This window comes from Streptomyces sp. NPDC000348 (genome assembly GCF_042898795.1).
Taxonomy (GTDB): Bacteria; Actinomycetota; Actinomycetes; order Streptomycetales; family Streptomycetaceae; genus Streptomyces.
The window spans coordinates 92,199-118,074 of the sequence record NZ_JBIAZD010000005.1 but is presented as its reverse complement, the minus strand read 5'-3'; the positions used below and the strand labels follow the sequence as shown (position 1 = coordinate 118,074).

The window sequence follows — 25,876 nt, the reverse complement described above, 5'->3', positions numbered from 1 at the left end:
GTACCTGTCAGTAACCTGATCGGCTGTGACCAGTCGACACAGATCATCCGAGAGCGCCGTCCCCGCCACCGCGGACGCCGGCTTCCCCGCGCCGCGCCGTCGTACGGTCGTCAGGGCGGCCGCCGCCACCGCGGTGCTGGCCGGACCGCTCGCCGCCGTCCCGCCCGCGCGTGCCGCGACCGCGCAGGCGCCCGCCTTCCTGCACGGCGTGGCCTCCGGCGACCCGCTGCCGGACGGCATCCTGCTGTGGACCCGGGTGACGCCGGTGCCCGAGGCGATACCCGGCTCCGGGCTCGGCCCGGACACCGGGGTGAGCTGGACCGTGGCCCGGGACGAGGCGTTCACCGACGTCGTCGCGGAGGGCTCGACGCTCGCCACCGCCGCCTCCGACCACACCGTCAAGGCGGACGTCCGCGGCCTGCGGCCGGCCACCGACTACTGGTTCCGCTTCTCCGCCGGCGGCACCGACTCCCCCGTCGCCCGCACCCGCACCGCCCCTGCCGCCGACGCCGCCGTGACCGGGCTGCGCTTCGGCGTGGTCTCCTGCGCCAACTGGGAGGCCGGCCGCTTCTCGACGTACCGCCACCTCGCGGCCCGCGGCGATCTGGACGCCTGGCTGCACCTGGGCGACTACATCTACGAGTACGGCACCGGCGAGTACGGCGCCCGCGGCGAGGTCGTCCGGCCGCACACGCCCGCCCACGAGACCGTCACCCTCGCCGACTACCGGCTCCGGCACGCGACGTACAAGACCGACCCCGATCTGCAGGCCCTGCACGCCAAGGCACCGGTCGTCGCCATCTGGGACGACCACGAGATCGCCAACGACGCCTGGTCGGGCGGTGCCGAGAACCACACCGAGGGCGCGGAGGGCGCCTGGGCGGCCCGCCAGGCCGCCGCCAAGCAGGCCTACTTCGAGTGGATGCCGGTACGGCCCGCGCTCGCCGGCACCACCTACCGCCGGCTCCGCTTCGGCAAGCTGGCCGACCTCTCGCTCCTGGACCTGCGCTCCTTCCGCTCCCAGCAGGTCTCCCCGGGCGACGGCGAGGTCGACGACCCGGACCGCACGCTCACCGGGCGCGCCCAACTGGACTGGCTGAAGGCGGGGCTGACGGCCTCCGACACCACCTGGCGGCTGGTCGGCACCTCGGTGATGATCTCGCCGTTCGCCCTCGGCTCCCTCCCGGCGAGCCTCCTCGGGCCGCTCGCGAAGCTGCTGGGCCTGCCGCGGGAGGGGCTCGCCCTCAACACCGACCAGTGGGACGGCTACACCGACGACCGCCGCGAACTCCTCGCCCACCTGCGCGCGAACGCCGTCCGCAACACGGTCTTCCTCACCGGCGACATCCACATGGCGTGGGCCAACGACGTGCCGGTGAACGCCGGCACCTATCCGCTGTCGGCGTCGGCCGCCACGGAGTTCGTGGTCACCTCGGTCACCTCCGACAACCTCGACGACATCGTGAAGGCCGCCGAGGGCACCGTCTCCGCGCTCGCGGCACCGCTGATCCGGGCCGCCAACCGGCACGTCCACTGGGTCGACACCGACCGGCACGGCTACGGTGTGCTGGACGTCACCGCCGAACGGGCGCAGATGGACTACTACGTGCTGTCCGACCGCACGGCGGCGGACGCCACCTCCGCGTGGGTCCGCTCCTACCGCACCCGCAGCGGCACACAGCGGGTCGAGCGCGTCCACGACCCGGTCTGATCCGCGCCCGGCTCAGTCCTCCAGGGAGCCGAGGAAGCCGAGCGCCACCCGCCAGGTGGCCTCGGCGGCCTCCTCGTCGTAGTCCGGCAGGCCGGGGTCGGTGTAGAGGTGGCCGGCCCCCGCGTACCGGTACACCTCGACGTCGGCCCCGGCCCGGCCCATCTGCAGGTACCAGGCGGTGAGCCAGTCGTCGGTCTCGAACGGGTCGGGCTCGGCGACGTGCAGCTGCACCGGCAGTTCGTCCACCGAGGCGTTGGCCGCGATGTCCGACGTGCCGTGCAGGAGCAGCAGTCCGCGCGCCTTGCCGTCGCCCAGCGCCAGCGTCTGCGCCACGGAGGCGCCGAAGGAGAACCCGGCGTACACCAGCCCGCGCTCGGAGTAGGGCGCGGCGGCCAGCACGGCCCGCTTCAGCAACTCCTCCTTGCCGGCCTCGTCCTTGTACGCCATGCCCTCCTCGACCGTGTCGAACGTGCGGCCCTCGAAGAGGTCGGGCGTCCACACCTCGTGTCCGGCCGCGCGCAGCCGGTCCGCGGCCCGGTGCACCGCGGGGCGCAGACCGTAGGTCGAGTGAAAGAGCATGATGTTCATACGGTCCATGGTGCCAGCCCGGTGTGACGGGGCCGGATCGCGGCACTACCCGTGATCGCGCGGAAGTCACATGTTCATGCCCGCGCGGGCCGGTTAGGTTCGGGGGCATGGATGACGTGCTCCGCCCATTGATCGTGGTCGGCGGCTCGGTCGTGCTCACACTGCTGCTCGGCTGGACCACCGACCTGCTGCTGCGCAAGGCCGACGAACGCCACCACGAGACTCCGCTGTGGGGGCTGCTGCGCCGCGGCCGGATCCCCTATCAGCTCCTGCTGTGCGCGGCCCTGCTGAGAGGGTCGTACCACGAGGCGGACCTGCTGCCGGACCACGAGGCCGCCGCCGGCCGGACCCTGACCCTGGTGCTGATCGGCTCGGCCGCCTGGTTGGCGATCCGCATCGCGGCCGCGGTCGTCGAGACCACGTACACGCGGTACGCCAGCAACCACCGCGAGCGCGACCCGGCGCGGGTCCGCCGGGTGCGCACCCAGGTGACGCTGATCCGGCGGGTGGTCTCCGCGATCGTCGGTGTGGTGGCGGTGGCCGCGATGCTGCTGACCTTCCCCGCGATGCAGGCGGCCGGGGCCTCGCTGCTGGCCTCGGCCGGCATCCTCGGCATCGTCGCCGGTGTGGCCGCCCAGTCCACCCTGAGCAACATGTTCGCCGGGCTGCAGATCGCCTTCGGCGACATGGTGCGCATCGGGGACACGGTGGTCGTGGACGGCGAGTGGGGCACCGTCGAGGAGATCACGCTGACCTTCCTCACCGTGCGCACCTGGGACGAGCGGCGGATCACCATGCCGGTGTCGTACTTCACGTCCAAGCCGTTCGAGAACTGGTCGCGCGACACGCCGCAGATGACCGGCATCGTCTTCTGGCACCTCGACCATTCGGCCCCGCTGGAGGCGATGCGCGACAAGCTCCGCGACATCCTGCGGGAGTGCCCGGCCTGGGACGGCCGCGCCTACAACCTGAACGTGACGGACAGCACACCCAGCACGATGGAGGTGCGGGCCCTGGTGACGGCCAAGGACGCGGACGACATATGGACGGTACGGGTCGAGGTCCGCGAGCAGATGATCCGCTGGCTGACCGCCGAGCACCCCTACGCGCTGCCCCGGGTCAACACGGCCGACGCGGTGCCGCCGCCCCGCCCCGGCGGCCACCGCTCCCCCGGCGGGATACCGGCGGCCCGCCGCGCGCACCAGCATCCGAGGGAGCGCTGACCCGTTCTCAGTGGCCCCGTTCGGCGCCGCCGTTGACCTGGATGATCTGGGAGGTGATGTGCGCGGCGCCCGGGGAGGCCAGCCAGTGCAGGGTCGCGGCGACGTCCCCGGGCGTTCCGGCGCGCCCGTCCAGGGTCTCCCCGACCAGCCGGGCGCGCAGTTCCCCGTCGATGCCGTCGCCGAAGAAGGCGGTGTCCTCGATGTAGCCGGGGGCGACCACGTTCACGGTGATACCGTGCGGGCCCAGTCTCCGGGCGAGGTCGTGGGCGTACGGGTGCAGCCCGGCCTTGGCCGCCGCGTACGCCACCTGCCCGTGGCCCCGGTAGGCGGCGATGGAGCCGAGGAACAGCACGCGCCCGCCGGGTTCGGCGAGCCGGGCCCGCAGGGCCTCGGTGAGCAGTGCGGCGGTCAGCAGGTTGAGCCGGAAGTTGACCGTCCAGGAGCGGGCGACGGCGTCGAGCGGGTCGTCGCCGTCGGCCGGGGGTTCGAGGAGCCCGTTGCCTCCGGCGCTGTGGATCAGCACGTCCACCGCGCCGAACTCCCGCCCCACGAAGCCGGCGACACCCCGCACGGCTCGGGGATCGGCCAGATCGGCGGCGTACGTCAGGGCGCCCGGCACCTTCGCCCGCTCCAGTACGTCCCCGCGCCGCCCGAGCAGCAGCACCCGGTCCCCGTCGGCGGCGAACACCCGCGCGGCGGCGAGCCCGATCCCGGTACCGCCCCCACTGATCACAACATTCCGAGTCATACGAGGACTCTACGAACGAAAAGCCCCCAAAGGCGTCTGACTTCCACGGGAAACGCCCTCTTCTCCACCGACCGGGACGGGCGGCGCGCGGGTGGGGGAACGCCCCTCACCGCAGGCTGCGCACGTCCAGATGCCGCAGCACCCGGTCCACCACCGCGGGATCCGCCCCCGGCTCACTCCGCGCCGCGACCACCTCGTGCCGGGCCGCGCTCAGCATCTCCCGCTGGATCGACCGCACCCGCTTCAGCCGCCGCGCCCGCTGCCGGTGCGCCTCCCGCCGCTCGTCGTCCACGAGGTCGGGGCTGATCCGCACCCCGATGTCGAAGGCGCTGCGCAGCATCTGCTCGGAGAGTTCCTCCGGCAGGTCCTCGGCCTCCTCGATCTCGCGCAGCCTCCGCTTCGCCGCCCTGGCCGCCCGGACCGCCAGGTCGTGCTCGAACTGCTTCTCCCGCCCGGTGTCGGCACGCACTCCCAGCCGCACCACCAGCCAGGGCAGGCTCAGCCCCTGCACCAGCAGGGTCGCCATGATCACGCCGAACGCGATGAAGACGATCTCGCCCCGGCCGGGAAACTCGTTCCCTGCGTCGGTCTCCAGCGGAATCGCCAGCGCCAGCGCGACCGAGGCCACCCCGCGCATTCCGGACCACCACATCACCACCGTCTCGCGCCAGCTCACCGGGATCTCCTCGGCGGTGTCCCGCGCGGCGTGCAGCCGTTGCGTCAGCCAGGTCGCCGGCAGCAGCCACAGCAGCCGCACCAGGACGACCACGCCCACGATCACCGCCGCCCAGGTGAGCAGTTCGCCCCAGTGACCGGCCGCGGTCCGCACCGCGTTGTGCAGTTCCAGGCCGACCAGCCCGAACGCGACCCCGGTGACGAGGGTGTCGACGATGTCCCAGAAGGCGCGCCCGGCGAGCCGGGTCATGACGTCGTCGGCGTCGGTGGCGTACTCGACGAGGAACAGCGCGGTGGTGAGCACGGCGAGCACGCCCGAGCCGTGCAGCTCCTCGGCCAGGACGTAGGAGGCGTACGGCACGAGCAGGCTCAGCCCGATCTGCAGGGTCGCGTCCCCGAGCAGGTCCATCAGCCTGTTGGCGCCCCAGCCCAGCGCGAGCCCGACCGCCACCGCCACCACGGCCGACAGCACCAGGTCGAGCCCGGCCCTCCAGGCCGAGAAGCTGCCGCTCACGGCGGCGGCGATCGCCACGTTGTAGAGGACGATCGCCGTGACGTCGTTGAAGAGCCCCTCGCCCTCCAGGATCGACACCAGCCGGCGCGGCAGCCCCAGCTTCCCGGCGACGGCGGTCGCCGCGACCGGGTCGGGCGGCGCGACCAGCGCGCCGAGGGCCAGGGCGGCGGCGAGCGGCAGCCCCGGCACGATCGCGTGGGCGACGACGGCCACGCACAGCATGGTGACGAGGACCAGCGCCACCGCGAGCAGCAGGATCGGTCTGACGTTCGCCGCGAACTGCCGCCAGGAGGTCCGTCGCACGGCGGCGTAGAGCAGGGGCGGCAGCAGCAGCGGGAGGATCAGGTCGGGCGGGACGTCGACGTTCGGCACGAACTCCAGCAGGGCCAGTACCGCCCCGAGGACCGTCATCAGCACCGGCGCCGGCAGCCCCAGCCGCTCCCCGACCGGGACGCTCACCACGGCCCCGAGCAGCAGGGCGAACAGCAGGGTCAACTGGTCCACGGTCACGGCTCCGGACGGATCGACGATCGGCGGGCGGATCTCCACCCTGCCACGCCGACGCCCTCACCGGCCGTTCGCGGCCTCCGCTACAGGACGCGCCGCATGGACCGGTGCGGGATCCCCGCGTCCGGGAACTCGGGTCCGTAGGCCTCGTAGCCCAGCCGCTCGTAGAAACCGAGGGCGTGCGTCTGTGCGTGCAGGTCGACGGCGGTGAGGCCCCGCGCGCGGGCCGCCTCCTCGATGGCCCGCACCAGCGCCGCGCCGACCCCGAGGCCCCGTGCCCGGCGCGTCACCGCGAGCCGGCCGAGCGACCCGACCGCCGGGTCGCCGCCGTTCTTCGCCGCGGCGGCCTCGCCGTGCAGCAGCCGTCCGGTGCCGAGCGGTATGCCGTCCTCCCCCACCGCCAGCACATGGACGGCGCCGGCGTCGTAGGCGTCGTACTCGATGTCCTCGGGGACGCCCTGCTCGGCGACGAAGACCTCCTTGCGGACCGCGAAGCACGCCTCGCGGTCGGCGGCCCCCTCCGCCACGCGGACCACGTGGGCGGCGCTCATGCGTAGGTCTCCTCACGGACCTGGTCCAGCGCCCGCTGCAGGTCCTCGGGGTAGTCGCAGGAGAACTCCGCCCACTGCCCGTCGCCCGGGTGCTCGAAGCCGAGCCGCACGGCGTGCAGCCACTGGCGGGTCAGCCGGAGCCGCTTGGCGAGCGTGGGGTCGGCGCCGTAGGTCAGGTCGCCGACGCAGGGGTGCCGGTGGGCGGCCATGTGGACGCGGATCTGGTGGGTGCGGCCGGTCTCCAGCTTGACGTCGAGGAGGGAGGCGGCGCGGAAGGCCTCGATGAGGTCGTAGTGCGTGACGGACGGCTTGCCGTCGGCGGTGACCGCCCACTTGTAGTCGTGCTGCGGGTGGCGGCCGATGGGGGCGTCGATGGTGCCGCTGGTCGGGTCGGGGTGGCCCTGGACGAGCGTGTGGTAGCGCTTGTCGACCGTGCGCTCCTTGAACTGGCGCTTCAGCGACGTGTACGCGTACTCCGACTTGGCGACGACCATCAGGCCGGAGGTGCCGACGTCGAGGCGGTGCACGATGCCCTGGCGCTCGGCGGCGCCGGAGGTCGAGATGCGGTACCCGGCGGCGGCGAGACCGCCGATCACCGTCGGGCCGGTCCAGCCCGGCGAGGGGTGGGCGGCGACGCCGACGGGCTTGACGATCACGACCACGTCGTCGTCGTCGTGCACGATCTCCATGCCCTCGACCGGCTCGGCGACCACCCGCACCGGCGCGGGCGCCTGCGGCATCTCCACCTCGAGCCAGGCGCCGCCGCTGACCCGCTCGGACTTGCCGACCACCGATCCGTCGACCGTGACCTTCCCCGCGGCGGCGAGCTCGGCCGCCTTGGTGCGGGAGAAGCCGAACATGCGGGAGATGGCGGCGTCGACGCGCTCGCCCTCCAGGCCGTCGGGCACGGGCAGGGTACGGATCTCGGGAATCGTGCTCACCCGTCGAGTATGCCGGACGGGGCCGGCGACCCCGTACGCGCGTTCAGTCCTTGTGGACGGTGCCGTCCGGGTCGAGGCCGCGGAACGACAGCAGCACGATCAGGATGCCGCCGCACACGATCGCCGAGTCCGCCAGGTTGAACACGGCGAAGTGCTTGGGCGCGATGAAGTCGACCACCGCGCCCTCGAAGACGCCCGGCGAGCGGAAGATCCGGTCGGTGAGGTTGCCGAGGGCGCCGCCGAGCAGCAGGCCCAGCGCGATCGCCCACGGCAGGCTGTAGAGCTTGCGGGCGAGGCGGATGATCACCACGATCACGGCCGCGGCGATCACCGTGAAGATCACGGTGAAGGCCTCGCCGAAGCCGAAGGCCGCGCCCGCGTTGCGGATCGCCTCGAACCGCAGCCAGTCCCCGATGATCTCGATGGGCTCGTGGTGCTCCAGCTTGGCGACCACGATCATCTTGCTGATCAGATCGAGGGCGTAGGCGAACACGGCGACGGCGAACAGCACGGCGATCCGCCGCTTGCCGCGGGGCGCTCCGGCCTCCGCCGCCGTCCCCTCGGCGCCGGCCCCTTCCCGCTCCTCCCGGTCCGCGTCCGGGGTGTCCGGCGTACCGATGATGCGCTCCGCCTCTGCCACGTGAGTCCCTCAACCTAGGTACCTGACTGAAGGACGAGGGTACGGCACGCCCCGCACGCCCGCCGATCAGTACCGTCGTTCCTGCTTCTGCTTGCACTCGACGCACAGGGTGGCCCGGGGAAAGGCCTGCATGCGGGCCTTTCCGATGGGGTTGCCGCAGTTCTCGCAGAGGCCGTAGGTGCCGGCGTCGAGGCGCTGGAGGGCGCGTTCGAACTGGGTGAGCATCTCGCGCGCGTTCGCGGCGAGCGCGAGCTCGTGCTCGCGCGTGATGTTCTTGGTGCCGGTGTCGGCGTCGTCGTCGCCCGCGCCGTCGCCGGAGTCCCGCATCAGACCGGCCAGCGACTGCTCGGAGGAGGTGATCTCCTCGCGCAGCCGCAGCACCTCGGACGTCAGCTCGGCCCGCGCCTCCTCGGCCTCCTCCGGAGTCCAGGGCTCCTCGCCCTGACGCACCGCGAGGTCGCCCGGCTCCGCCGCGCCGACCCGGGCCTTGGGTACGGCGCTCTTCGCCGCCGTGGCCGTGCCAGGAGTCTTCTTCGCACCCACCGTCGTCACTCCCGTCTGCGCCGCGGCATCCACCGCGCCCGCGTCATCGGCCGTGCTGTGCCCGGCCACATCCTGAGTGGACCCACCGGTCCCGGCGGCACCGCCGCCCGGGAGGCCGGCCTCCCGGGACCCCGCGGAAACCGACCGCGGGGCGCCCCCCTCCACCGCCACCTTCTTCCCCGCCCCGCCCCCGTCAGGCCCGGCCGTCCCGCCGGCCGCCTTCCCGGCGGGAGCCTTCCGCGCGGGGGCCTTCCTCGCCGCGGACGTCTCCCCGGCGGGAGTCTTCCTCGCGGGGGCCTTCCTCGCCGCGGACGTCTCCCCGGCGGGAGCCTTCCTCGCGGGCGCCTTCCCGGCCGCGGCCCTCTTGGCCGACGCCTTCTTCGCGGGTGTCCCGGGAGGCGGCTCCGTCGCCGCCGTCCCGTCGCCGTGCGCCGCGCGCGCCGGCGGCTGCTCCTCGGCGTCCGCCGCCTTCTTCGCCGCCTTCCCGGCGGGCGTCCTGCCCGCCGCCCGCTTCCCGGTGTGCGGCTTCGCCGCCGTCGTCCGCGTCGCCGCGGCTCCGTCCGTTCCCCCGGCCCCGCCGTCATGAGCGGGCCCGGGCATGCCGGACGGCGCCGACTGCTGTACGGCGGTCTTCTTCGCCACCATGGCCGCGGCCCCTTCACATATTGTGATCTTGCGCGCGTATCGTGCTGGGACGATAAATCGACTCGAGTCCCGCGGCAACGGGGCACACCGCCCGATTCCCTCGCCCCGCGGACGCCGCGCGGCGGACCTGCATGCGTTGTGCCCAGCTCCCCGCCGGGTATGCCGCCGACGCGGACCTCCCGGGATCCGGACGGGCGCACCTCGCCATTCGGGGGAGGCCGGGTCGCACGGCGGACGGGAATCCGGTCGGCCGCCGTCCCCGCCGCGCCGTACACTGGGCGGAGCGAAAAGCGTGGATGGGGACGAGTAGCGGCGTACGCAGCCCAGAGCGACCCGGGGACGGTGTGAGCCCGGGGGCGAGCGCGACGTGAAGATCACCCCGGAGCCGCCGGAAGAAACCCCTGCACGGGGCGGTAGAACCGGCATCGCGACCCCAATGAGGGGGCTCACCGGAGCGTACGTCGCACCGGGGGGCCAAGGAGGGTGGTACCGCGGGAGCGCGCCGACGGCGGCGCAGGGATCGACACAGCTCTCGTCCCTCCGGACGGAAGGCAGCAAGTCCGCCGGAGGAAACCCGCTGATGACAACGCCGACGTACCGCCAGGTACCCGCCCAGGTCGACCTGCCCGCCCTCGAGCACGCGGTGCTCGACTTCTGGCGCGAGCAGAAGATCTTCGCCAAGAGCCTGGAGCAGTCCGAGGGCCGCCCCGAATGGGTGTTCTACGAGGGTCCGCCCACCGCCAACGGCATGCCCGGCGCCCACCACATCGAGGCCCGCGTCTTCAAGGACGTCTTCCCCCGCTTCCGCACCATGCGCGGCTACCACGTGGCCCGCAAGGCCGGCTGGGACTGCCACGGCCTCCCCGTGGAGCTGGCGGTCGAGAAGGAGCTCGGCTTCTCCGGCAAGCAGGACATCGAGGCGTACGGCATCGCCGAGTTCAACGCCAGGTGCCGCGAGTCGGTGACCCGGCACACCGACGCCTTCACCGAGCTGACGACCCGCATGGGCTACTGGGTCGACCTCGACGACGCCTACCGCACCATGGACCCGGAGTACGTCGAGTCCGTCTGGTGGTCGCTGAAGGAGATCTTCAACAAGGGCCTGCTGGTCCAGGACCACCGCGTCGCCCCCTGGTGCCCCCGCTGCGGCACCGGCCTGTCCGACCACGAGCTGGCGCAGGGTTACGAGACGGTCGTCGACCCGTCCGTCTACGTCCGTTTCCCGCTCACCTCGGGACCGCTGGCCGGCGAGGCCTCGCTGGTCGTCTGGACGACGACCCCGTGGACCCTGGTCTCCAACACCGCCGTCGCCGCCCACCCCGAGGTCACCTACGTCGTCGCGACGAAGGGCCCCGAGGGCACCGAGAAGCTGGTCGTCGCCGAGCCGCTGCTCACCAAGGCCCTCGGCGAGGGCTGGGAGGCCACCGGCCAGTCCTTCACCGGCGCCGAGATGGAGCGCTGGACGTACCGGCGCCCGTTCGAGCTGGTGGACTTCCCCGCCGAGGCCCACTACGTGGTGAACGCCGAGTACGTCACCACCGAGGACGGTACGGGTCTGGTCCACCAGTCCCCCGCCTTCGGTGAGGACGACCTCAAGGTCTGCCGCTCCTACGGCCTGCCCGTGGTGAACCCGGTCCGCCCCGACGGCACCTTCGAGGAGGACGTCCCCCTGGTCGGCGGCGTCTTCTTCAAGAAGGCCGACGAGAAGCTCACCGCCGACCTCGACGAGCGCGGCCTGCTCTTCAAGCACGTCCCCTACGAGCACAGCTACCCGCACTGCTGGCGCTGCCACACCGCGCTGCTCTACTACGCGCAGCCGTCCTGGTACATCCGCACCACCGCCATCAAGGACCGCCTGCTCCAGGAGAACGAGAACACCAACTGGTTCCCGGACACGGTCAAGAACGGTCGCTACGGCGACTGGCTGAACAACAACATCGACTGGGCGCTGTCCCGCAACCGCTACTGGGGCACCCCGCTGCCGATCTGGCGCTGCGAGGACGACCACCTCACGGTCGTCGGCTCCCGCGCGGAGCTGACCGGGCTGACCGGAACCGACCAGTCGGACCTCGACCCGCACCGCCCGTACATCGACGACGTCACCTTCCCGTGCCCCGAGTGCCGGAAGACGGCCACGCGCGTGCCGGAGGTCATCGACGCCTGGTACGACTCGGGCTCCATGCCGTTCGCGCAGTGGGGCTACCCGTACAAGAACAAGGAGCTGTTCGAGGCCCGCTACCCGGCGCAGTTCATCAGCGAGGCCATCGACCAGACCCGCGGCTGGTTCTACACGCTGATGGCGATCGGCACCCTGGTCTTCGACAAGTCGTCCTACGAGAACGTCGTCTGCCTCGGTCACATCCTCGCCGAGGACGGCCGCAAGATGTCCAAGCACCTGGGCAACATCCTCCAGCCGATCCCGTTGATGGACCAGCACGGCGCCGACGCGGTCCGCTGGTTCATGGCGGCCGGCGGTTCCCCGTGGGCGGCCCGCCGGGTGGGCCACGGCACCATCCAGGAGGTCGTCCGCAAGACGCTGCTGACGTACTGGAACACGGTCGCCTTCCAGGCCCTCTACGCCCGTACGTCGAACTGGGCGCCGTCGGCGGCCGACCCGGCCCCGGCCGACCGCCCGGTCCTCGACCGCTGGCTGCTCTCCGAACTGCACGCGCTCACCGACCAGGTGACCCAGGCGCTGGAGGGGTACGACACCCAGCGCGCCGGCAAGCTGCTGTCCGCGTTCGTCGACGACCTGTCGAACTGGTACGTCCGCCGCTCCCGGCGCCGCTTCTGGCAGGGCGACAGGGCCGCGCTGCGCACGCTGCACGAGGTCGTGGAGACGGTCACCAGGCTGATGGCCCCGCTGACCCCCTTCATCACCGAGCGGGTCTGGCAGGACCTGGTCGTTCCGGTCACCCCGGGCGCCCCGGAGTCGGTGCACCTGTCCTCGTGGCCGGAGGCGGACCTGTCCGCGATCGACCCGGAGCTGTCGAAGCAGATGGTGCTGGTGCGCCGGCTCGTGGAGCTGGGCCGTGCCACGCGCGCGGAGTCGGGCGTGAAGACCCGTCAGCCGCTGAAGCGCGCGCTGATCGCGGCGGGCGGCTTCGCCGGCCTCGACCCCGAGCTGCACGCGCAGATCACGGAGGAGCTGAACGTCGAGTCGCTGGCGTCCCTGTCCGAGGTGGGCGGCTCGCTGGTGGACACCACGGCGAAGGCCAACTTCCGCGCGCTGGGCAAGCGGTTCGGCAAGCGGGTCCAGGACGTGGCCAAGGCGGTGGCGAACGCGGACGCCGCGGCGCTGTCCCTGGCGCTGCGCGAGGGCACGGCCTCGGTGGAGGTCGACGGCGAGACGATCACCCTGGCCCCGGACGAGGTGATCATCACGGAGACCCCGCGCGAGGGCTGGTCGGTGGCGTCCGACGCCGGTGCCACGGTCGCCCTCGACCTGGAGATCACCGAGGAGCTGCGCCGCGCGGGCCTCGCCCGTGACGCGATCCGGCTGATCCAGGAGGCCCGCAAGAACAGCGGCCTCGACGTGGCCGACCGCATCGCCCTGCGCTGGACGGCCACGGAGCCCGCGACGGTAGCGGCCCTGACCGGCCACTCCGCCCTGATCGCGGACGAGGTCCTCGCCACGGACTTCGCCCAGGGGGAGGCGGACGACACGTACGGAGACGTCTTCACGGACGAAGGCCTGTCGCTGGCCTTCCGCCTCCGCAAGGCGTAACACCCCGGATGAGCCCCGCGCCCCCGGGGGCGCGGGGCCGTGCCGGCCCACTGCTCCGGACGGCCGGTCCCGCCGGACGGGAAGGCACAGCACACACCGAAGGCCCGGGACGGCCAGGAAGAACCTGGCCGTCCCGGGCCTTCGGCATTGCGTGCGCAGGACACCGCACGCAAGCCCGAACAAACACCGCAAACCCCGTGAACGCGCGTAGCACGAGGGCGGGGCCCGGGTTCATGAACCCGGGCCCCGCCCTGAACGCTGCCGACCGCTACGCCGTACTCATGGCCGAAGGACCGTCAGTTGTCGTCCTCGTCGATCAGGAAACCGCGCATCGGCGAGGGGGCCTGACCCATCGGCGACGGGCCCTGCGGACGCACCGGCGCCATCGGCTGGGTCATCGCCGGCTGCATCTGCTGCTGACCGCCGCCGTAGGACGGGCCACCGGGGCCGCCGCCCATCGTCTGGTTGCCGCCGTAGGACGGCGCACCGGCACCGGCCGGAGCCATCGAGGGCGCCGGGGACGGCGGCAGCGACGGAGCGGCGCTCGCGGGCTGGCGCGGCGGGGCGAGCGAGTCGTCCGCCTGGGTCTCCAACTGGCGCAGCTGCGACTCCAGGTAGGACTTCAGCCGCGTGCGGTACTCGCGCTCGAAGCCGCGCAGGTCCTCGACCTTGCGCTCCAGCGTGGCGCGGGCGGACTCCAGGGAGCCCATCGCGACGCGGTGCTTCTCCTGCGCGTCCCGCTCCAGGGCGTCGGCCTTGGCACGGGCGTCGCGCTCGAGACCCTCGGCACGCGAACGCGCCTCGCCCACGATCTTGTTGGCCTCGGAACGGGCCTCCGCGATCGCCTGGTCGGCGGTCTGCTGGGCCAGCGACAGGACGCGCGCGGCGCTGTCGCCACCGGGACCACCCTGGCCGGGCATGCCGGGACCACCCTGACCGGGCATGCCGGGGGCGCCCATGGGGCCGCCCATCGGGCCGCCGGGGCCCATCTGCCCCTGCATCGGGCCGCCCTGGCCCATCGGCCCGGGACCCTGACCCATGGGACCGGGACCCTGGCCCATCGGGCCCGGACCCTGCGGGCCGCCCTGTCCGCCGGGGCCGGCGGGCAGCTGGGGAGCACCGCTCGGCAGCTGGGGCGGACCACCCATGGGGCCACCCATCTGCTGCTGCGGCGGGCCCGATATGCCGGCGGGCACCGGGGCGCCGGGACCTCGCATGCCCTGCTGGGGCATCCCCTGCGGAGGCATCCCCTGCTGGGGCATTCCCTGCTGGGGCATGCCCTGGGGCGGCCCCTGCTGTTGCTGCTGGTCCTGCGGCTCGGGAGGCTTGCGCATGTTCTGCTGGTTCTGGGCGGCGGCACGCGTGGCCGCGGCCAGCTTGGCGCGCAGGTCCTCGTTCTCGCGGAGCAGGCGCGTCAGTTCGGCTTCGACCTCGTCGAGGAAGGCATCGACCTCGTCCTCGTCATAGCCTTCTCGGAGGCGGACGGTCGTGAACTGCTTGTTCCGCACGTCCTCGGGGGTCAACGGCATCTCTTCACCTCAACGTAGTCATCGGCAGTCGGCAAGACCGTATCGTCCACAGTCACCTCGCGAGATTGCCCACGATCGAGATCAGGATGTAGACGATGATCATCAGTACGAAGAAGGACAGGTCTAGCGCCACGCCCCCGAGACGCAGCGGCGGGATGAACCGCCGCAGAAGCTTCAGCGGTGGATCGGTGACAGTGTAGGTGGCCTCCAGGACGACCACCATCGCCTTGCCGGGTTGCCACGAGCGGGCGAACTGGAACACGTAATCCATGACCAAACGGAAGATCAGCACGATGAGGAACACCATCAGCGCGATGTAGATCACCTGCGCGAACACGCTCATGGCCTGTTTTTCCCTCTCCCCTGTACCGCTCTTGATCCGGTCCTGCGTCTCAGCTCTGGTTGAAGAACCCGCCCTCTGCGATGCGGGCCTTGTCCTCCGCCGTGACATCGACGTTAGCAGGAGACAGCAGGAACACCTTCTGCGTCACCCGCTCGATACTGCCGTGAAGACCGAACACCAAACCGGCCGCGAAGTCGACAAGTCGCTTCGCGTCCGTGTCGTCCATCTCGGTCAGATTCATGATCACCGGCGTGCCTTCGCGGAAGTGTTCCCCGATGGTACGGGCCTCGTTGTAGGTGCGGGGGTGAAGCGTGGTGATCCGGTAAGGCTCTCGTTCCGACACGACCTTGGGCATGATCACCGGTGCGTTCTTCTCCAGGCTTGCGCGTTCTTGTGTGATGGACGCCACGGGCGCGATCCGCGCCGGGCGCGGCGATTCCGCGGGGAGCGAAGCGGATCGGGCGATCGGTTCGCGCGGCGCGGGAGGATGTACGACCCGTACCTCTTCGTCCCTTTGGGGCTGATGTGACACATGCGGCTGGTGGGACGGCTCGTGCCGCCGGTGGTCCCGCTCGGGCTCCGGGTCGAGTTCGGGTTCAAAGTCGTCGTCTGGGTCGAATCCGCGGCCGTCGTACCCATCGTCCTCCACGAGGCCGAGGTAGACCGCCATCTTGCGCATCGCGCCGGCCATGCTCCGAGTCCTCCGCTCTGTGGTGGATCCGCTGACGACCGCCAAGTGCCCGCGATCCACTAGGTCTTTATGTCCGCTGTTCGGCGGAACTGACCATATTTTCTGCTGTGGTCCGACTTCTTGGCGACGTTACCCGAGCCCGGGGCGGACTCCGAGCACCGCACTGCCGACGCGCACATGTGTCGCTCCGGCGGCCACGGCCTGTTCGAGGTCCGCACTCATCCCCGCCGAGACCATGTTCGCAGTCGGATGGGTCCGGCGCAGGTCGGTCGACAATTCCATCAACCGCTCGAAGGCCGCCTGTTCGCGCCCCGCGTACTCCCCGGTGAGCGGGGCGACGGTCATCAGCCCGTCGAGCCGCAGCCCCTCGGACCGCGCGACCAGGTCGGCCAACTCCGCGACGCCGCCGGGCGCCACGCCTCCGCGCTCCCCCCGGCCGCCCTCACCGGCGTCGAACGCCACCTGGAGAAGGCAGCCGACCTCGCGCCCGGCCCGCACCGCCTCCTTGGAGAGGGTCGCCACCAGTCGGGAACGGTCGACGGACTGCACGAAATCGGCATAACCCACCACAGAACGCACCTTGTTGGTCTGAAGTTGACCGACGAAATGCCAGGTAAGGGGCAGATCGGCACATTCGGCTGCTTTGGGGGCGGCATCCTGGTCCCGGTTCTCGGCCACGTGGCGCACCCCGAGTCCGGACAGGATCCGCACGTCGCTCGCGGGGTAGGTCTTGGTGACCACGATCAGGGTCACCTCGTCGCGCCCGCGTCCGGCGGCCGCGCACGCGGCGGCGATCCGCCTCTCCACTCTCGCCAGATTCGCGGCGAGTTCGTCCTTACGGTCCGTCATACCCCATCAGTCCAGCCACACGTAGCCCGCGAGCCGCCCGGTGGTGCGGTCGCGGCGGTACGAGAAGTGATCGGCCGACTCCAGCGTGCACACCGGCGACTGCTCCCGGTCGCGCACCCCGAGCCGTTCCAGCTGTGCGTGCACGCCCGCGCCCACGTCCACCGCCGGTGTGCCCCGGCTCGTCGTGGCGTGCGCCGCCGGCTCGACGGCGGCCACCTCGTCGCGCATCGCCTCCGGCACCTCGTAGCACCGGCCACAGACGGCGGGACCGGTGCGGGCGACGATCCGCGCGGGGTCGGCGCCGAGTCCGGTCATGGCCCGTACGGCGGCGGGGACGATCCCGGAGACCATGCCGGGCCGGCCCGCGTGGGCCGCGGCGACGACTCCGGCGACGGGGTCGGCGAGCAGCACCGGCACGCAGTCGGCGGTGAGCACGGCGAGGGCGAGCCCGCGCCGCGCGGTGACGACCGCGTCGACCCCGGGGGCCGGGCTCCCGCCCCAGGGCTCGTCGACCACGACCGCGTCGGCCCCGTGCACCTGGTTCATCCAGACCACCCGGGCCGGGTCCACGCCGAGGGACTCGGCGGCCAGTCCGCGGTTGGCGCGTACGGCGCCGGGGTCGTCGCCGACGGCTCCGCCGAGGTTCAGCTCCTCATACGGAGCGGCGCTCACCCCGCCCCACCGGTCGGTGAAGGCGAAGTGCGCGCCGCCCACGCTCTCGCGCTGTCCTATCACTTCAGGAAGTCCGGTACGTCCAGTTCCTCGGCCGCGCTGTCGTAGGTCCGCGACGGCGGGACCGGGGGCTGGACGGCCGGGATGTCGTGCACCGGCTCCGGCGCCGGCGGCTCCGGGTCCTCCTTCGGCGTGACGCTGCCGAGCGAACCGAAGGAGGGGCGGCTCTCCGGCTGCCGCGCCGGGGCGGGCTCCTCGCGCTTGACCGAGGAGGAACCGAGGACGTTGTCCCGCTTGGCCGGGGGCTGGCCGCCGTCGAAGCCGGCCGCGATCACGGTGACCCGGACCTCGTCGCCGAGGGCGTCGTCGATCACCGCGCCGAAGATGATGTTGGCCTCGGGGTGGGCGGCCTCGCTGACCAGCTGGGCGGCCTCGTTGATCTCGAACAGACCGAGGTCGGAGCCGCCGGAGATGGAGAGCAGCACGCCGCGGGCGCCGTCGATGGAGGCCTCGAGGAGCGGCGAGGAGATGGCCATCTCGGCGGCGGCCACCGCGCGGTCGTCGCCGCGGGCCGAGCCGATGCCCATGAGGGCCGAGCCGGCCTCGGACATGACCGACTTGACGTCCGCGAAGTCCAGGTTGATCAGACCGGGCGTGGTGATGAGGTCGGTGATGCCCTGCACACCGGAGAGCAGCACCTGGTCCGCCGACTTGAAGGCGTCGAGAACCGACACCTGGCGGTCCGAGATGGACAGCAGCCGGTCGTTCGGGATCACGATGAGGGTGTCGACCTCTTCGCGGAGCTCGGCGATGCCGTCCTCGGCCTGGTTCGCGCGACGCCGCCCCTCGAAGGTGAACGGCCGCGTGACCACACCGATGGTGAGGGCGCCGAGCGAGCGGGCGATGTTGGCCACGACGGGCGCGCCGCCGGTGCCGGTGCCGCCGCCCTCGCCGGCCGTCACGAAGACCATGTCGGCCCCCTTGAGGACCTCCTCGATCTCCTCGCGGTGGTCCTCCGCGGCCTTCCGGCCGACGGCCGGGTTGGCTCCGGCGCCGAGTCCGCGGGTGAGTTCACGGCCGACGTCGAGCTTGACGTCGGCGTCGCTCATCAACAGGGCTTGCGCGTCGGTGTTGATGGCGATGAACTCGACGCCCTTGAGACCGACCTCGATCATCCGGTTGATGGCATTGACACCACCGCCGCCGACACCGATGACTTTGATGACTGCGAGGTAGTTCTGCGGTGCTGCCACGTCGAAGGCCTCTCGCCTCGAGTTACGTGTCGCCCGACCGCTGAAGCACTGATGCCCCCGCGACCCGACGACTGATGCCGAATGGGACGGTCCGTAGCGCCGACCCGAACCCTAACGTTGAAGTTTAGGGTTACCAGTGTGTCCGTTCCCTGGAGTCTTCTGAACAGGACACTAAGTCGACAAGCGGCGCCCGTTCAACGAACACGCCGAACCTCCCGTTTTTCTTTTCACCCTATGTGATCAGCCATAGCGCTGCCCAACCAGGGTGCTGGCCTGCGCTGATGTGCGTCAACTCCCCGCTGACGCCGGGGCCGTGGGCACGCTGACGTCGAAGTGCCGCGCCCCGGGCTCCGCTTTCATCAGTGCGGTGAGGGTACGGCTCTTCTCGGTACCCTTCTCACTGCTTCCCCAGTCGACCGTACGGCCGTCCGCCAGTTCCAGCGAGATGTCGTCGTAGGAACGCACCTTGACGCTGCGGGTGGCGTGCGCCACGGAGGCCGGAAGCGCGCCGGCCACCCGCACCGCCTCCCGGGTCAGCCGGTCCTCGCCGAAGCGGCGCAGGCTCGCCGCCGCGGAACCGGTCCCGGAGACGGACAGTTTCAGCGCGGGCACGCCCTTGGGCGCCTTGGAAACCGTGGCGAACCGGACACCCTCCTCATCCACTTCGATGAACTTCCCGCCTTTGTGGACGAGAAGAACAGCGGTGCGTTCCGTTACTTTCAGGGTGATTTCGTGCGGCCAGGAGCGAATCACGTCAACTGTGTCAATTCGGGGCAATTCCGAGGAAAGTCGCGCCTCGATCGCCTCCGTGTCGACGGAGATCAACTGTTCCCCGAGGGGGACGTCGGCCGCCTCGCGCACCCGCTCGGGCGTCAGGACACGGGTGCCCGACACCGATACGCGCTCCACGCGCACCAGGTCCGACCCGTACAGCAGCCAGAACGTCCCGCTGCCCAGGAAGACCAGGACGACAGCCGATGCGATGATCCGACGAACCTGCCGCCGCCCGAACCGCCGGACGAGCGGCGGCGGGCCGGACGACTCCCGTTTGCGTTCACCACGCTCGGCGGTGGTCGATCCGGCCATGGTGCCTGCCTCCCGTCATACGCCTCTAGCGGTGCGCACGGGCGGCGATCGCCTCGTACACCATGCCGACGAGCAGGTCGTCGGCGTCCCGGCGGCCGAACTCGGCGGCGGCGCGGGACATCTCGTACAGCCGGTGCGGGTCGGCGAGCACGGGCAGGACGTTCTGCTGCACCCACTCGGGGGTCAGCTCCGCGTCGTCGACCAGCAGTCCGCCGCCGGCCTTGACCACCGGCTGGGCGTTGAGCCGCTGTTCGCCGTTGCCGATGGGCAGCGGGACGTAGGCGGCCGGGAGCCCGACGGCGGAGAGTTCGGCGACGGTCATCGCGCCCGCGCGGCAGAGCATCATGTCGGCCGCGGCGTACGCGAGGTCCATCCGGTCCAGGTAACTTACCGGGATGTAGGGGGGCATCCCCGGCATCTGGTGCACCCGCGGCAGTTCGTTCTTCGGGCCGACCGCGTGCAGGATCTGGATCCCGGCCTGCTGGAGCCACGGAGCGACCTGCTGGACGACCTCGTTGAGCCGGCGGGCGCCCTGCGAGCCGCCGGAGACCAGCAGCGTAGGCAGATTGGGGTCGAGGCCGAACGCGGCGCGGGCCTCGGGGCGCACGGCGGCCCGGTCGAGGGTGGAGATGGAGCGGCGCAGCGGGATGCCGATGTAGCGGGCGCCCCGCAGCTTGCTGTCGGGCGTGGAGACGGCGACCTGGGCGGCGTACCGGGAGCCGATCTTGTTGGCCAGTCCGGGCCGGGCGTTGGCCTCGTGGATCACGATCGGCACGCCGAGCCGCTTGGCCGCGAGGTAGCCGGGCAGGGCGACGTAGCCGCCGAAGCCGACCACGGCGTCCGCCTTGGTGCGTTCCAGGACCTGCTCGGCCGCCTTGATGGTGCCGCGCAGCCGGCCCGGAACGGTGATCAGCTCGGGGGTGGGCTTGCGCGGCAGCGGTACGGCGGGGATCAGCGCCAGCTCGTACCCGCGCTCGGGTACGAGACGGGTCTCCAGGCCGCGCTCCGTGCCCAGGGCCGTGATGCCCACGGTCGGATCCTGCCTGCGCAGGGCGTCCGCGAGGGCGAGCGCGGGCTCGATGTGGCCCGCGGTTCCTCCGCCGGCGAGTACGACATGCACCGAAATTCACCGCTCTCCGGACGAACGCGCCACCGGGGCGCGCCGTCGCATCGTGTTCCATCTCCGGGGCCGCTGTGAACCCCCGTTCCGCTTTCTACCAAAGCGGGGTTGCCGCATGGCGAGCGCCATCCGTGCAGCGGGGTCCTCACGCGCGAACGCGATCAGCAGCCCGATGGCGAACATGGTCGGCAGCAGGGCGGATCCCCCGTAGGAGAACAGCGGGAGCGGGACTCCGGCGATCGGCAGCAGACCGAGCACCGCACCCATGTTGATCACGGCCTGGGCCGTGATCCAGGTGGTCACGCCTCCCGCGGCATACCTGACGAAGGGGTCCTCCGTGCGTCCGGCCACGCGGATACCCGCATAGCCTAGAGCCGCGAACAGGGCGAGGACCGACAGCGTCCCCGCCAGGCCCAGTTCCTCACCGGTGACGGCGAAGATGAAGTCCGTGTGCGCTTCGGGGAGTTGACCCCATTTCTCCACACTCGCACCGAGTCCGGAACCGAAGATCCCGCCGGAGGCGAGGGCGTAGATCCCGTGCACGGCCTGCCAGCAGTCGACCGGTCCCGTCTGGGGCTCGGTGGCGCCGAGGCAGGTGAGCCGGGCCATGCGGTTGGGGCTGGTGCGGATGAGGATCGCACCGAGCAGCGCGGCGATCGACAGCACGCCGACGAACAGCCGGGTCGGCGCCCCCGCCAGCCACAGCAGGCCGAAGAGGATCGCCGTCAGGATGATCGCCGTGCCCATGTCGCCGCCGAGCATGATCAGCCCGAGCAGCATGAAGGCGGCCGGGACGAGCGGCACCAGCATGTGCTTCCACTGGGACAGCAGCCGCCTCTCCTGCTTGCGGGCGAGCAGATCGGCGCCCCACAGCACCAGTGCGAGCTTGCCGAACTCGCTGGGCTGGATCTGGAAGGAACCGCCGAGGGCGATCCAGTTCTGGTTGCCGTTGACCGCGACCCCCACCCCCGGCACCTGCACCAGGGCCATGAGGACGACGGCGCCCGCGAGGATCGGGTAGGCCAGGGCCCGGTGCAGCCTCACCGGCATCCTGGAGGCCACCACCAGCAGCACGCCGCCGATCGCGGCGGCCAGCAGCTGCTTGCGGAAGAAGTAGGAGCCCGGCAGCGACATCTGCAGCGCCGTGATCTGGGAGGCCGAGTAGACCATCACCAGGCCCAGCACGGTGATCAGCAGACTGCCGCCGAGGATCAGGTAGTACGCGGTCAGCGGCCGGTCCCAGGCCCTGCGCGCCCGGGTGATCAGGGTGCGCAGGGGGTTCTCGCGCCGGGGACCGCGCACGACGGGTCCCCGCACGGCCCGCCGCACGGGCGGGCGGCCGGTACGACTACTGGGCATCCGGGCCTCCGCTGTACACCGCCGACGGTCCCACGCGTCCCTTCCGAGGTCGCCCGGCACCGGGCGGCCGGGGTCAGGCGCCGAGCTCGCGCACCGCCTGTGCGAACGCGTCACCGCGCTTGTTGTAGTTGACGAACATGTCCATCGAGGCGCAGGCCGGGGCCAGCAGCACCGTGTCGCCGGGCCGTGCGAGCCGCTGGGCCTCCTGGACGGCCCGGAGCATCGCCCCAGTGTCGGTCCGGTCGAGGTCGACGACGGGTACTTCCGGGGCGTGTCGCGCGAGGGCTTCGCGGATCAGGGCGCGGTCCCGGCCGATCAGCACGGCGCCGCGCAGCCGCTTCGCCGAGGCGGCGACCAGCTCGTCGAAGGTGGCTCCCTTGGCGAGTCCGCCCGCGATCCACACGATCGACTCGTAGGCCGCCAACGAGGCCTGTGCCGCGTGCGTGTTGGTGGCCTTGGAGTCGTCGACGTACGCGACCCCGTCCACGTCGGCGACGTGCGCGATGCGGTGGGCGTCCGGGGTGAAGGCCCGCAGGCCGTCCCGTACGGCGCTCGCCGGCACCCCGTAGGCCCGCGCGAGGGCCGCCGCGGCAAGGGCGTTGGCGATGTTGTGCGGGGCGGGCGGGTCGACGTCGGAGACCTCGGCGAGCTCCTGGGCGTTCTTCTGCCGGTTCTCGACGAAGGCCCGGTCGACCAGGATGCCGTCCACGACGCCGAGTTGGGAGGGGCCCGGTGTGCCGAGGGTGAAGCCGACGGCGCGGCAGCCCTCCTCGACGTCGGCCTCGCGGACCAGGTCCTCGGTCGCCCCGTCGGCCACGTTGTAGACGCAGGCGACGCGGTTGCCCTCGTAGATCCGGCCCTTGTCCCTGGCGTACGCCTCCATGGAGCCGTGCCAGTCGAGGTGGTCCGGGGCGAGGTTCAGCACGGCCGCCGAGTGGGCGCGCAGGGACGGCGCCCAGTGGAGCTGGTAGCTGGACAGCTCCACGGCGAGCACGTCGTACTCCTCGTCGCCGAGCACGGCGTCCAGCAGGGAGACGCCGATGTTGCCGACGGCAGCGGTGCGCAGGCCCGCCGCCGTCAGGATGGAGGCGAGCATCTGGACGGTCGTGGTCTTGCCGTTGGTGCCGGTGACCGCGAGCCAGGGGGCCGCGCCGGGCCTCCTGAGCCGCCAGGCGAGTTCGACGTCGCCCCACACCGGCACCCCGGCCTCGTCCGCCGCCGTGAACAGCGGCTTGTCCGGCTTCCAGCCGGGGGCCGTGACGATCAGCCCGGTGCCTTCGGGCAGGGTGGCGCCGTCGCCCAGGCGCACGGTGACGCCGAGCGCCTCCAGTTCGGCGGCCTGCGCCCGCGCGCGCTCGTCGTCCCCGTCGTTGACGACGGTGACCTTCGCGCCGAGCCCGTGCAGCACCTTGGCCGCCGGGACGCCGGAGACGCCGAGTCCGGCGACGGTGACGTTCTTCCCCTGCCAGTCGGTCACTTGTCCGCTGCCCATCCCGCGTAGAAGAGGCCCAGTCCGACGATCACACAGATGCCCTGGATGATCCAGAAACGGACCACCACGAGGACTTCGGACCAGCCCTTGAGTTCGAAGTGATGCTGGAGTGGCGCCATCCGGAAGACCCGCTTCCCGGTGAGCCGGAACGAACCGACCTGGATGACCACCGACATGGTGATGAGGACGAACAGACCGCCCAGGATGGCCAGCAGCAGCTCGGTGCGGGAGCAGATCGCGAGACCCGCGAGCACGCCGCCGAGCGCCAGTGAACCGGTGTCGCCCATGAAGATCTTGGCCGGGGAGGTGTTCCACCACAGGAAGCCGAGGCAGGAACCCATCAGCGCGGAGGCGACGACCGCGAGGTCCAGCGGATCGCGCACCTCGTAGCAGGCGCCCGGGTTGGTCAGCGTCTCGCCGTTGGCGCAGGACTCCTGGAACTGCCAGACACCGATGAAGGTGTAGGCGCCGAAGACGAGCACCGATGCTCCGGTGGCGAGACCGTCCAGACCGTCGGTCAGGTTCACGCCGTTCGACATCGCGAGGATCATGAACAGCGCCCAGACGACGAACAGCACCGGGCCGATGGTCCAGCCGAAGTCCGTGATGAACGACAGCTTCGTGGAGGCCGGGGTCTGTCCGCGGGAGTCCGCGAACTGCAGCGAGAGCACCGCGAAGGCGATGCCGACGATCAGCTGGCCGGCCATCTTCGCCTTGGCCCGCAGACCCAGCGAGCGCCGCTTGACGATCTTGATGTAGTCGTCCAGGAAGCCGACCAGGCCCATGCCCACCATGAGGCCCAGCACCAGCACGCCCGAGTACCTCGGCGGCTCGCCGCTGATCACCTTGCTGAGGAAGTACGCGGCGACCGTCGCCAGGATGAAGGCGATACCGCCCATGGTCGGCGTACCGCGCTTGCTGGCGTGCTCGCGCGGGCCGTCGTCACGGATGTACTGCCCGTATCCCTTGCGCGCGAGCAGTTTGATCAGCAGCGGGGTGCCGATCAGCGTCAGGAACAGGCCAATGACTCCTGCGAACAGGACCTGATTCATCATCGGGCTGCGACCTCACCCTCGGCACCGGTCTCGAGCAGCGCCTGCGCCACGCTCTCGAGCCCGACCGAACGGGACGCCTTCACGAGAACGACGTCTCCCGGGCGCAACTCGCTGCGCAACAGGTCGACCGCCGCCTGTGCGTCGGACACGTGCACCGACTCCTCACCCCACGAACCCTCGTTATATGCGCCCAGTTGCAGCCAGGCGGCTTCCCTGCCCCCGACCGCGACGAGCTTGCTGACGTTGAGCCGGACGGCAAGCCGTCCGACCGCGTCGTGCTCGGCGAGCGCCTCGTCCCCGAGCTCGGCCATCTTGCCGAGCACCGCCCACGTCCGGCGTCCCTTGCCCATGGCCGCCAGCGCGCGCAGCGCTGCCTTCATGGACTCGGGGTTCGCGTTGTAGGCGTCGTTGACGACCGTCACGCCGTCCGGGCGCTCGGTGACCTCCATCCGCCAGCGGGAGAGGGAGCCCGCCTCGGAGAGCGCGGTGGCGATCTCGTCTGCGGACATGCCCAACTCGTGGGCGACGGCGGCCGCGGCGAGCGCGTTCGACACGTGATGCTCACCGTACAGGCGCATGGTCACATCGGATGCACCGGAGGGTGTGTGAAGCCTGAAGGAAGGCTGTCCGCTGTCCGTGAGTCGTACGTTCTCGGCCCGAACGTCCGCTTCGTCGGACTCTCCGAAAAGGATCACCTTCGCCTTCGTACGGGACGCCATGGCCCGCACGAAGGGGTCGTCCGCGTTGAGGATCGCGGCGCCGCCCTCCCCGGCCGGGGGCAGGGACTCCACCAGCTCGCCCTTGGCCTGGGCGATCTGCTCCCGGCCGCCGAACTCGCCGATGTGGGCGGAGCCGACGTTCAGGACCAGGCCGACCTTCGGCGGCGTCAGACCGGTGAGGTACCGGATGTGGCCGATTCCGCGCGCTCCCATCTCCAGCACGAGGAACTTCGTCTCCTCGGTGGCGGTGAGCGCGGTGAGCGGCAGCCCGATCTCGTTGTTGAGCGAGCCGGGGGTGAAGACCGTCGGCGCCTTGCGCTGGAGCACCTGGGCGATGAGGTCCTTGGTGCTGGTCTTGCCGGCCGAGCCGGTGAGCGCGACGAGGGTGGCGCCGAGCCGGCCGACGACGTGCCGGGCGAGGGCCCCGAGGGCCGCCTGGACGTCCGCCACGACGATCGCGGGGACCCCGACGGGCCGGGAGGCGAGCACGGCGACCGCGCCCGCGTCCACGACCCGGGCCGCGAAGTCGTGGCCGTCCACGCGCTCGCCGGCGAAGGCGACGAACAGGCTGCCCGGACCCGCCTCCCGCGAGTCCCGGACGACCGGTCCGGTGACCTGGACGGACGGGTCCGGTATGTCGTGCGTCTGCCCGCCGACGACTTCTGCGATCTCGGCGAGGGAGAGGGCGATCACAA

The 25,876-nt window shown here is 71.6% G+C and carries 23 protein-coding genes; 4 read left to right on the top strand and 19 right to left on the bottom strand.

Features of this window, described 5'->3' with window-relative positions:
- Positions 1-25: 25 nt before the first annotated feature.
- Positions 26-1,711: an alkaline phosphatase D family protein gene (locus ACFY3N_RS12330; RefSeq protein WP_390816575.1), complete on the top strand. Its 1,686-nt coding sequence runs from the start codon at positions 26-28 to the stop codon at positions 1,709-1,711.
- Between the two features lie 12 nt (positions 1,712-1,723).
- On the opposite strand, the gene ACFY3N_RS12325 is transcribed toward ACFY3N_RS12330, so the two are convergent.
- Positions 1,724-2,299 carry a dienelactone hydrolase family protein gene (locus tag ACFY3N_RS12325; RefSeq protein WP_390816574.1) on the bottom strand — a complete coding sequence of 192 codons (576 nt, stop codon included), beginning with the start codon at positions 2,297-2,299 and terminating at the stop codon, positions 1,724-1,726.
- Positions 2,300-2,406: 107 nt separating this feature from the next.
- Here ACFY3N_RS12325 and ACFY3N_RS12320 point away from each other — a divergent pair, with 107 nt between their 5' ends.
- Complete coding sequence (locus ACFY3N_RS12320; RefSeq protein ID WP_390816573.1) at positions 2,407-3,522, top strand: mechanosensitive ion channel family protein; 1,116 nt, start codon at positions 2,407-2,409, stop codon at positions 3,520-3,522.
- Positions 3,523-3,529: 7 nt separating this feature from the next.
- Here ACFY3N_RS12320 and ACFY3N_RS12315 read toward each other — a convergent pair whose 3' ends face one another.
- The 6 genes from ACFY3N_RS12315 to ACFY3N_RS12290 form a co-directional block, all read right to left on the bottom strand.
- Positions 3,530-4,270, bottom strand: coding sequence for an SDR family NAD(P)-dependent oxidoreductase (locus tag ACFY3N_RS12315; protein ID WP_390816572.1), 741 nt, complete (start codon positions 4,268-4,270; stop codon positions 3,530-3,532).
- A 106-nt stretch (positions 4,271-4,376) separates the two neighbouring features.
- Positions 4,377-5,963 (bottom strand): Na+/H+ antiporter, encoded by a 1,587-nt coding sequence (locus tag ACFY3N_RS12310; RefSeq protein WP_390816571.1) that lies wholly within the window; start codon positions 5,961-5,963, stop codon positions 4,377-4,379.
- A gap of 86 nt (positions 5,964-6,049) precedes the next feature.
- Positions 6,050-6,517: a GNAT family N-acetyltransferase gene (locus tag ACFY3N_RS12305; protein ID WP_390816570.1), complete on the bottom strand. Its 468-nt coding sequence runs from the start codon at positions 6,515-6,517 to the stop codon at positions 6,050-6,052.
- The gene (locus ACFY3N_RS12300; RefSeq protein WP_390816569.1) at positions 6,514-7,458 is read right to left on the bottom strand and encodes an RluA family pseudouridine synthase; all 945 of its coding nucleotides are present in this window, start codon (positions 7,456-7,458) and stop codon (positions 6,514-6,516) included. Before ACFY3N_RS12300 ends, ACFY3N_RS12305 begins: the two co-directional genes overlap by 4 nt.
- 43 nt (positions 7,459-7,501) lie before the next feature.
- Positions 7,502-8,098, bottom strand: coding sequence for a signal peptidase II (lspA, locus tag ACFY3N_RS12295; RefSeq protein ID WP_390816568.1), 597 nt, complete (start codon positions 8,096-8,098; stop codon positions 7,502-7,504).
- A gap of 66 nt (positions 8,099-8,164) precedes the next feature.
- A complete protein-coding gene (locus ACFY3N_RS12290) occupies positions 8,165-8,710 on the bottom strand; it encodes a TraR/DksA family transcriptional regulator (protein ID WP_390816567.1) in 546 nt (181 codons plus the stop codon).
- Positions 8,711-8,717: 7 nt separating this feature from the next.
- On the opposite strand from ACFY3N_RS12290, the gene ACFY3N_RS12285 reads away from it, so the two are divergent.
- Both ACFY3N_RS12285 and ileS read left to right on the top strand, forming a co-directional pair.
- On the top strand, positions 8,718-9,227 hold the full coding sequence (locus ACFY3N_RS12285) for a hypothetical protein (protein WP_390816566.1): 510 nt from the start codon (positions 8,718-8,720) through the stop codon (positions 9,225-9,227).
- Between the two features lie 639 nt (positions 9,228-9,866).
- Positions 9,867-13,013 (top strand): isoleucine--tRNA ligase, encoded by a 3,147-nt coding sequence (gene ileS, locus ACFY3N_RS12280; protein ID WP_390816565.1) that lies wholly within the window; start codon positions 9,867-9,869, stop codon positions 13,011-13,013.
- A 296-nt stretch (positions 13,014-13,309) separates the two neighbouring features.
- On the opposite strand, the gene ACFY3N_RS12275 is transcribed toward ileS, so the two are convergent.
- The 12 genes from ACFY3N_RS12275 to murF form a co-directional block, all read right to left on the bottom strand.
- The gene (locus ACFY3N_RS12275; protein WP_390816564.1) at positions 13,310-14,542 is read right to left on the bottom strand and encodes a DivIVA domain-containing protein; all 1,233 of its coding nucleotides are present in this window, start codon (positions 14,540-14,542) and stop codon (positions 13,310-13,312) included.
- A gap of 52 nt (positions 14,543-14,594) precedes the next feature.
- Complete coding sequence (locus tag ACFY3N_RS12270) at positions 14,595-14,885, bottom strand: YggT family protein (protein WP_004932337.1); 291 nt, start codon at positions 14,883-14,885, stop codon at positions 14,595-14,597.
- 49 nt (positions 14,886-14,934) lie between these two features.
- Positions 14,935-15,576 (bottom strand): cell division protein SepF, encoded by a 642-nt coding sequence (locus tag ACFY3N_RS12265; RefSeq protein WP_073936563.1) that lies wholly within the window; start codon positions 15,574-15,576, stop codon positions 14,935-14,937.
- 129 nt (positions 15,577-15,705) lie between these two features.
- Positions 15,706-16,425 (bottom strand): YggS family pyridoxal phosphate-dependent enzyme, encoded by a 720-nt coding sequence (locus ACFY3N_RS12260; RefSeq protein ID WP_390816563.1) that lies wholly within the window; start codon positions 16,423-16,425, stop codon positions 15,706-15,708.
- A 6-nt stretch (positions 16,426-16,431) separates the two neighbouring features.
- A complete protein-coding gene (gene pgeF / locus ACFY3N_RS12255; protein ID WP_390816562.1) occupies positions 16,432-17,160 on the bottom strand; it encodes a peptidoglycan editing factor PgeF in 729 nt (242 codons plus the stop codon).
- A complete protein-coding gene (ftsZ, locus tag ACFY3N_RS12250; RefSeq protein WP_390816561.1) occupies positions 17,157-18,350 on the bottom strand; it encodes a cell division protein FtsZ in 1,194 nt (397 codons plus the stop codon). The genes pgeF and ftsZ overlap by 4 nt, the downstream gene beginning before the upstream one ends.
- 288 nt (positions 18,351-18,638) lie before the next feature.
- Positions 18,639-19,436, bottom strand: a complete 798-nt coding sequence (locus ACFY3N_RS12245) for a cell division protein FtsQ/DivIB (RefSeq protein ID WP_390816560.1) — start codon at positions 19,434-19,436, stop codon at positions 18,639-18,641.
- 25 nt (positions 19,437-19,461) lie between these two features.
- Entirely contained in the window at positions 19,462-20,556 is a 1,095-nt protein-coding gene (gene murG / locus ACFY3N_RS12240; protein ID WP_390816559.1) for an undecaprenyldiphospho-muramoylpentapeptide beta-N-acetylglucosaminyltransferase, read from the bottom strand.
- Positions 20,557-20,562: 6 nt separating this feature from the next.
- Complete coding sequence (gene ftsW, locus ACFY3N_RS12235; RefSeq protein ID WP_390816558.1) at positions 20,563-21,915, bottom strand: putative lipid II flippase FtsW; 1,353 nt, start codon at positions 21,913-21,915, stop codon at positions 20,563-20,565.
- 73 nt (positions 21,916-21,988) lie between these two features.
- Positions 21,989-23,407: a UDP-N-acetylmuramoyl-L-alanine--D-glutamate ligase gene (gene murD, locus ACFY3N_RS12230; protein WP_390816557.1), complete on the bottom strand. Its 1,419-nt coding sequence runs from the start codon at positions 23,405-23,407 to the stop codon at positions 21,989-21,991.
- Positions 23,389-24,462 carry a phospho-N-acetylmuramoyl-pentapeptide-transferase gene (gene mraY / locus ACFY3N_RS12225; protein WP_390816556.1) on the bottom strand — a complete coding sequence of 358 codons (1,074 nt, stop codon included), beginning with the start codon at positions 24,460-24,462 and terminating at the stop codon, positions 23,389-23,391. Before mraY ends, murD begins: the two co-directional genes overlap by 19 nt.
- Positions 24,459-25,874 carry a UDP-N-acetylmuramoyl-tripeptide--D-alanyl-D-alanine ligase gene (gene murF, locus ACFY3N_RS12220; protein ID WP_390816555.1) on the bottom strand — a complete coding sequence of 472 codons (1,416 nt, stop codon included), beginning with the start codon at positions 25,872-25,874 and terminating at the stop codon, positions 24,459-24,461. Before murF ends, mraY begins: the two co-directional genes overlap by 4 nt.
- Between the last annotated feature and the right edge of the window lie 2 nt (positions 25,875-25,876).

Excerpts from the sequence above, each read along its gene's own strand:
- ACFY3N_RS12325 (WP_390816574.1), bottom strand. The coding sequence starts at position 2,299 with ATGAACATCATGCTCTTTCACTCGACCTACGGTCTGCGCCCCGCGGTG.
- ACFY3N_RS12320 (WP_390816573.1), top strand. The coding sequence starts at position 2,407 with ATGGATGACGTGCTCCGCCCATTGATCGTGGTCGGCGGCTCGGTCGTG.
- ACFY3N_RS12315 (WP_390816572.1), bottom strand. The coding sequence starts at position 4,270 with ATGACTCGGAATGTTGTGATCAGTGGGGGCGGTACCGGGATCGGGCTC.
- ACFY3N_RS12305 (WP_390816570.1), bottom strand. The coding sequence starts at position 6,517 with ATGAGCGCCGCCCACGTGGTCCGCGTGGCGGAGGGGGCCGCCGACCGC.
- ileS (WP_390816565.1), top strand. The coding sequence starts at position 9,867 with ATGACAACGCCGACGTACCGCCAGGTACCCGCCCAGGTCGACCTGCCC.
- ACFY3N_RS12275 (WP_390816564.1), bottom strand. The coding sequence starts at position 14,542 with ATGCCGTTGACCCCCGAGGACGTGCGGAACAAGCAGTTCACGACCGTC.
- ACFY3N_RS12270 (WP_004932337.1), bottom strand. The coding sequence starts at position 14,885 with ATGAGCGTGTTCGCGCAGGTGATCTACATCGCGCTGATGGTGTTCCTC.
- ACFY3N_RS12265 (WP_073936563.1), bottom strand. The coding sequence starts at position 15,576 with ATGGCCGGCGCGATGCGCAAGATGGCGGTCTACCTCGGCCTCGTGGAG.
- ACFY3N_RS12260 (WP_390816563.1), bottom strand. The coding sequence starts at position 16,425 with ATGACGGACCGTAAGGACGAACTCGCCGCGAATCTGGCGAGAGTGGAG.
- ACFY3N_RS12245 (WP_390816560.1), bottom strand. The coding sequence starts at position 19,436 with ATGGCCGGATCGACCACCGCCGAGCGTGGTGAACGCAAACGGGAGTCG.
- ftsW (WP_390816558.1), bottom strand. The coding sequence starts at position 21,915 with ATGCCCAGTAGTCGTACCGGCCGCCCGCCCGTGCGGCGGGCCGTGCGG.
- murD (WP_390816557.1), bottom strand. The coding sequence starts at position 23,407 with ATGGGCAGCGGACAAGTGACCGACTGGCAGGGGAAGAACGTCACCGTC.
- mraY (WP_390816556.1), bottom strand. The coding sequence starts at position 24,462 with ATGATGAATCAGGTCCTGTTCGCAGGAGTCATTGGCCTGTTCCTGACG.